Annotated in this window: 6 protein-coding genes; 4 read left to right on the top strand and 2 right to left on the bottom strand. The window is 56.8% G+C overall.

Going from position 1 to position 6407, the window contains the following annotated elements; translation table 11 throughout:
• The first annotated feature begins 124 nt into the window (after nt 1-124).
• A complete protein-coding gene (locus HMPREF3066_RS03110) occupies nt 125-700 on the top strand; it encodes an NAD(P)H-dependent oxidoreductase (protein ID WP_070440375.1) in 576 nt (191 codons plus the stop codon).
• Nucleotides 701-715: 15 nt separating this feature from the next.
• Here the strand turns inward: HMPREF3066_RS03110 and HMPREF3066_RS03105 are convergent, their stop codons facing one another.
• Nucleotides 716-1477, bottom strand: a complete 762-nt coding sequence (locus tag HMPREF3066_RS03105; protein ID WP_070440374.1) for an SDR family oxidoreductase — start codon at nt 1475-1477, stop codon at nt 716-718.
• A gap of 171 nt (nt 1478-1648) precedes the next feature.
• Here HMPREF3066_RS03105 and HMPREF3066_RS03100 point away from each other — a divergent pair, with 171 nt between their 5' ends.
• The 3 genes from HMPREF3066_RS03100 to HMPREF3066_RS03090 all read left to right on the top strand — a co-directional run bounded on the left by HMPREF3066_RS03100 (nt 1649) and on the right by HMPREF3066_RS03090 (nt 4622).
• Complete coding sequence (locus HMPREF3066_RS03100; protein ID WP_070440372.1) at nt 1649-2494, top strand: bifunctional transcriptional activator/DNA repair enzyme AdaA; 846 nt, start codon at nt 1649-1651, stop codon at nt 2492-2494.
• Nucleotides 2484-3200 carry an alpha-ketoglutarate-dependent dioxygenase AlkB family protein gene (locus HMPREF3066_RS03095; protein ID WP_070440370.1) on the top strand — a complete coding sequence of 239 codons (717 nt, stop codon included), beginning with the start codon at nt 2484-2486 and terminating at the stop codon, nt 3198-3200. Before HMPREF3066_RS03100 ends, HMPREF3066_RS03095 begins: the two co-directional genes overlap by 11 nt.
• A 192-nt stretch (nt 3201-3392) precedes the next feature.
• The gene (locus HMPREF3066_RS03090) at nt 3393-4622 is read left to right on the top strand and encodes an MFS transporter (RefSeq protein WP_070440426.1); all 1230 of its coding nucleotides are present in this window, start codon (nt 3393-3395) and stop codon (nt 4620-4622) included.
• Nucleotides 4623-4876: 254 nt separating this feature from the next.
• Here HMPREF3066_RS03090 and HMPREF3066_RS03085 read toward each other — a convergent pair whose 3' ends face one another.
• Entirely contained in the window at nt 4877-6187 is a 1311-nt protein-coding gene (locus HMPREF3066_RS03085) for a sulfate adenylyltransferase subunit 1 (RefSeq protein ID WP_070440368.1), read from the bottom strand.
• Between the last annotated feature and the right edge of the window lie 220 nt (nt 6188-6407).

Here is a 6407-nt window from a genome sequence, read left to right as displayed (position 1 = left end):
CCGTACTGGTTTAAAGTTAATCCACTATATCATCCGGCCTTGCCTGCCCGATACGGATTTGAGCAAACCGACATTCGTTTGATAGCATGGGAACACTCGGCAACTGACTTTCAGGAGTACAAAAATGTCATTTACCACAATCATTTATGCCCATCCCTACGATCAAAGCTTCAATCACGGCATTTTGCGGCGTGTGCAGCAACTGTTGGACGAAAAAGGCGAAAAATACCAACTGATCGACTTATACGCAGACGGTTTCAACCCCGCCTACACCAAAGAAGAGCTTGCCCTGTTCAACCAAGGCAAAGCCCTTGATCCGCTGGTCTTACATTATCAGGAACTATTGAAAACCACCAACCGTCTGATTTTTATCTTTCCGATCTGGTGGGCGGATATGCCCGCCATCGTCAAAGGATTTGAAGACAAAGTTTTCCTAAAAACATTCGCCTACATCCCCACTGCCACAGGCCTGAAAGGCAACCTATCCCACATCAAAGAAGCACTGGTCATCAGCACGTCCACCGCCCCCACATGGTATCTGAAATGGTTTGGCGGCAACGGCATCGGCAAAGCGATGGTGGGACACACTCTCAAAGGCATAGGTATCGCCAAACGCCGTTGGCTCAACTTCGGCAATATGGACAAATCCACCGACGAACAGCGGCAGGCGTTTTTGGCAGATTTGAGCCGAAGCGTGTAATCTTCAGGCGGTCTCTTACTTCACCGCCGAATTTCCGCCATCCGCAAACAAGGCCGTACCCGTTACAAAACTGCCCATCGGGCTGACGAGGAACAAAATCGCGGCGGCAATTTCTTCGGGTCGGGCGATGCGTTTGACCGCATGCAGCCCTTCCGCCCATGCCCGCTGTTGCGGATCGGTAGTCATCATTTCAGTGTCCGTACCACCGGGCAGGAGGGCATTGGCGCGGATACCTTGGGCGGCATAATCGGCGGTGATGCCTTTTGCCAGTGCGGCAAGTGCGGCTTTGGCGCAGCCGTAGGCGGTTTTGTTCGGCAGGGCACAACTGGTGCCGACAAAGCTAGACGTGAACACAATCGCGCCACCACCGCGTGCGAGCATAAGGAGAATTTGGCTGCGCGCGCCGAGAAAGGCAGCGGTTAGGTTGCCGTCCAGCGTATCACGCCATTCGTCGGGCGAGATGTCGGCCAAGGGTTTGTATGCACCGATAATGCCTGCATTGTTGACGGCAATATCTAGGCCACCGAACTCGCGTTCCGCCGTGCGGACGACGGCTTCATGCGTTTCAGGCAGTACCGCGTCGCCTGCAACAGCAACAGCCCGTCCGCCGCATGCGCGTATCAGTGCGGCGGTTTCTTCCAGTTTGTCGGCACGGCGGGCGCATAAGACAACGTTTGCGCCGTGTTCCGCCAACAGCAGGGCGGCAGCGCGCCCGATGCCCGACGACGCGCCGATAACGGCGGCGGTTTTATTGTTCAAATTCAATAAGCTTGACATAACGTTCCTTACATATGCGGTTAAAGACGATGCAAGTTTAAGGAAGCCGCGATATAAAAACGACCCGATTATTGATGAATTTCAGACAGACAAACAATCTTTCCATCAATAATCGGGTCGTTTCTTGTCGGCTTTCAGGCTATCCTATCCCATACAACGACAGGATAATTTATGAACTTAAATCAAACCCGCCAATTCCTCCGCATTGCCCGCGCCATCGAATACCTTTACGACCATGCCGCCGAGCAGCCCGATTTGGCGCAGGTGGCGGCGGCAGTGCACGTCAGTCCCGAACATTTGCAGCGCGAATTTTCCGCATGGGCGGGCATCAGCCCGAAAAAAATGCTGCAACACATCAGTATCAGCCGCGCCAAAGAAGCCCTGAAAAACAGCGAAAGCGTGGCGGAAGCGGCGCATTGCGGCGGACTGAGTGGCACGGGGCGGCTGCACGATTTGTTTATAAACATCGAAAAAATGACTCCGGGCGAATACAAAAACGGCGGTGCGGGCTTGCAAATCGATTACTGTCTGATTCCCAGCCCCTTCGGCGACCTGCTGGCGGCCGCCACGCATAAAGGCATCTGCTTCATGCGTTTTTCAGACGACCTCTCTGCCGCCCTGGACGAATTGCGCGCCGAGTACCCGAACGCCCGCCTAGTTGAACGGGAAACCGAGTGCCACCGCCAAGCCGCAAAAGCATTCGGCAGCCCGTCCGACCGTTGCGACGGCAGCGTTACCCTGCACATCAAAGGCACGCCGTTCCAGCTCAAAGTCTGGCAGGCGCTGCTTGCCATCCCTGCTGGCCGCCTGCAAAGCTACGGTGTAGTCGCACAAGCCGCCGGTTCGCCCAAAGCCGCACGCGCCGTCGGCACCGCCATCGGCAAAAAACCCGTCGCCGTACTCATCCCCTGCCACCGCGTCATCCGAAAAAGCGGCATCATCGGCGGCTACCGCTGGCAGCGCGGACGTAAGATGGCGATATTGGCGCACGAATTAGGAGAGCCCGATGACATTTGACCTCTTCCCCGAAACCGCCGACCCGCACGCAAACATCCTACCCTACGACGGCATCGTCAATGATTACGGTATCATCTTCACCACCGAAGAAGCCGATGTCTGCCTGCACACCCTGCTGCGCGACATTCCCTGGCGGCACGACCAAGTCCGGCTGTACGGCAAAACCATCACTACCGCCCGGCAAATCGCCTGGTACGGCGAAGCGGGCGCGGCCCACACCTATTCCGGCATCACCCGCGAGCCCCTGCCGTGGACACCGTTTCTGCGGCAACTGAAAGAACGGGTCGAACAACACCTGCAAACCGTCAGCCCCACCCATTTCAACGCCTGCCTGCTCAACCGCTACCGCCACGGCGGCGAAGGCATGGCGTGGCACAGCGACAGTGAAGCCGAACTGGGCGCAAACACCATCATCGCATCCTTCAGCTTCGGCGCCACGCGCAAATTCGCCTTCCGCCACAACAAAACCCGCGAAAAACGCGAAATCCTGTTGCACCACGGCCAGCTCATCGTCATGCGCGGCAGCACCCAGCACCACTGGCAACACGCAGTGATGAAAAGTAGCAGGATTAACGAAGAACGGATAAGTCTGACGTTTCGGACGTATGTAGGAAGGTCGTCTGAAAGACAAAATATAGCGGATTCGAATAAGAACGCCTCACATCGTCATTCCTGCGCAGGTGAGAATCCAGAAAGTGGAGTTTAGGAAATCCTTTTACCCTGAAGGTTTCCGTGGGATAGTTCCAGACTTCTGCCGTAGCTTGCCCCCGCGTAGAGGGCGAGAATGAGGTTGACAGTAAATGAAGTATTGACAAAATAAGTGAATTAACTATTGCAGATGCAAATGGGAAATGCCCGCATCGTCATTTCCGTCCCCCCAATCAAGGAAAACCAACCCATGCCCCCAACCCCGACATCCCCCGCCCCGCGCGACTGGCTGCTGCTTATCGGCGGCAGCACCTACAAATTCACGCTGACCGGTTTTTATCTGGTCGCGCTGGTCGCTATTTTGAAAAACCACGGTTACAGTCTGAACCAATTGAGCTGGATACATTTAATCGGCGGTATCGAAGCGGCGAAGGTGTTGTTTGCCGCGCTGATGGAGAGGCGGCCGGCGGGGCGGTTCGGGCGGTTTCGCGGCTGGCTGCTGGCGGCGACGCTGGGACTTTCGGCGGTGTTCGGGCTGATGGCCTGTACCGACATCACACAGAACTTCCCGCTGCTTCTGGCCTGCTGCGTTTTGCTCTCGGCAATGTCAGCGGTATACGGCTGCGCGATGTTGGGCTTGTCGTGCATCGTCCTGCCGCACCGCGAACGCGGTTTCGGCGGCGTGATTCAGACCATGGCGGCGCGCGGCGGCAAGATGATCGGCGGCGCGCTGGTGTTGTGGCTGTATCAGGAATACGGGCAGACGGCGGCGGCGGGCTTTATGCTGGCGTTCACCCTGCTGATGCTGCTGCAACTCTTGTGCTACCGCGAGCCGGAAAGCCCGACGGCGCAAGGCGGTTTGACAGCGTTGGCGGCGCGGCTGGTCTCCTTTTGGCGGCAGCCTGAAACGGGCTGGCGGTGGCTGGTTTTGCTGTTTGCCGTTGCCGCACCGTATGCGTTTGCGGCGGCGACTTTTGTGCCCAAGCTGGCGGATTTGGGCTTCAACCCGAAGCAGACGGGCGGGATTCTGGCGGTGGGTATTCCTGTTGCCTGCCTGATTGTAACGCCGCTGTCGGGCTGGTTTTCGCGCAATTATCCGCGCCGCAAACTCGTGTTCCTGCTCTACGCGCTGCAACTGCCGCTTTTAGCGTCCATGACCGCCATCGACGCGCTCGCCCGCGTCCACCCTTGGCTGCCGCCCGCGCAAATCATCGCCCTGAGCCTGAGCTACACGCTGCTGCTGCCAGTGATACTGGCGTTGGTGATGGACAAATCCGACCGCGCCACCGCCGCACTCGACAGCAGCCTGCAATTTTCCGTGGTTCTACTCGGCAGTTACGCGGCCGGTTTCGCCGCCCTGCGGCTGGCAAAGGCAGTCGGCTATGCCGATGCGTATTGGGCAGCGGTGGGCCTGGCCGTATTGGCGGGCGGGCTGCTGTATGCATGCAAAAGCCTGTTTGATTCAGACGAGCCGTCATGAGAGATCGTCTGAAAACCTTCCTTTCCGATTTCAGACGACCTTTTACCATGTATCCAAATGAAAAATGCCATGCCGCGATTTTGTTATTTTAATTCACTGTGATTTCCCACCGCGCTGGCTGAGGATAAGGCAACGCCGTATGGCTTAAAGCCTACCTGCCATATTCCCTGACTTAATCTGCCAAACTGAAGAGGTCGTCTGAAAAACTCTGCTTCGGTTTTTTAGACGACCTCTTCAATTCAAGATGCCTTGTTTTAAATTTCAAAACTGTCCGTTTGGTCAGCCTTGCGTATCATGCCTGCGGCGACGGTGTGGTTGGTGGCTTCGTCTATCAGGATGAACGCGCCGAGGGCATGGTTTTCTTCGTAGGGCGCGGCGGCAATCGGCTGCTGGGTTTTGAGGCTGACGCTGCCGATGTCGTTGAGTTTGAGCGTGTCGGCGGATTCGACGCGGCTGAGGGTGTTCACGTCCCAAACGTAGGAAATCGCGCTGATTTTGACGGGGGTGGTTTGGGTGGTGTGTTTCAGCAGGTATTTGCGGCGCAGGTTGAGTGGGATGTCGTCGAACCAGCACAGCGCGGCTTGGAACTGCTGTTCGGGCGCGACGGGGCTGTCGGCGGCGGCGATGCTGTTGCCGCGCGAGATGTCGAGGTCGGTGTCGAGCGCGACGGTCAGCACTTCGCCCGCTTCGGCGGATTCGGTTTTGCCGTTTGGATTGTAAATTTCGGCGATTTTGGCGGTATGTCCGCTAGGCAGGACTTTGATTTCGTCGCCGGTTTTCAGACGACCTGCCTCCAGCCTGCCTTGATAGCCGCGGAAGTCGTCGCTGCTGCTGCCGTCTTGCCGTGCGACGCGCTGCACGGGGAAATGGGCGGCTTGGTCGGCGGCGTTTTGGCGGTTGACGGGCAGGCTTTCGAGCAGGGGTAAAAGCGGCAAACCTTGATACCACGGGGTTTGGCTGCTGGCATTGACGATGTTGTCGCCTTTTAACGCGCTGATGGGCAGGAAGTGGATTTGGGCTTGGAGGCCGATTTGTTCCGCCAGCTTGCGGTAGGCTGCGGTGATGGCTTGATATTTGGTTTCGTCGAAGTCGAGCAGGTCGAGTTTGTTGACGGCGACGATGATGTTGGGGCAGCCCAAGAGTTTCAGAATCGCGCTGTGGCGTTTGGTCTGCGGCAGGAGAACGGGTTCGCCGCCGGAAAAATCGACGCGCGTTGCGTCTATCAGGACGATGGCGGCGTCGGCGGTCGATGCACCCGTTACCATGTTGCGGGTGTATTGTTCGTGTCCGGGCGTGTCGGCGATGATGAATTTGCGCTTGGGCGTGGCGAAATAGCGGTAGGCGACATCGATGGTGATGCCTTGTTCGCGCTCGGCGGCAAGGCCGTCGGTGAGGCTGGCGAAGTCGGGCGTTTCGCCGTTTTCGGCAGCGCGGTTGAGTTTGTCGAGCTGGTCGGTCAGCAGGGTTTTGCTGTCGTAGAGCAGGCGGCCGATGAGGGTGGATTTGCCGTCGTCGACGCTGCCGGCAGTGATGAAACGCAAAAGCGGGGCGGTGGTTGCGGTCATGGTTCTTTCCTTAATTCTCGGATTGCACGTTACTTTAATGAGGTCGTCTGAAAATGGGAAAGAATGCTTGGTTTTAAAAAAAGATGATTTCGTTATATTCGTAAAAAAGCGGATTGGATTGAAAATACTGTAAGCCCCTATTCCGTACAGATAGGCATGAGCGCTGCCAAAATATTCCCTATCTGACAAAAAGGTCCTTGGATTCGGATTTCAAGTGCAA

Source organism: Neisseria sp. HMSC03D10 (assembly GCF_001807625.1).
Lineage (GTDB): Bacteria > Pseudomonadota > Gammaproteobacteria > Burkholderiales > Neisseriaceae > Neisseria > Neisseria mucosa.
The sequence above is the reverse complement of the archived record's forward strand: the minus strand, read 5'-3'. Positions and strand labels throughout refer to the sequence as shown.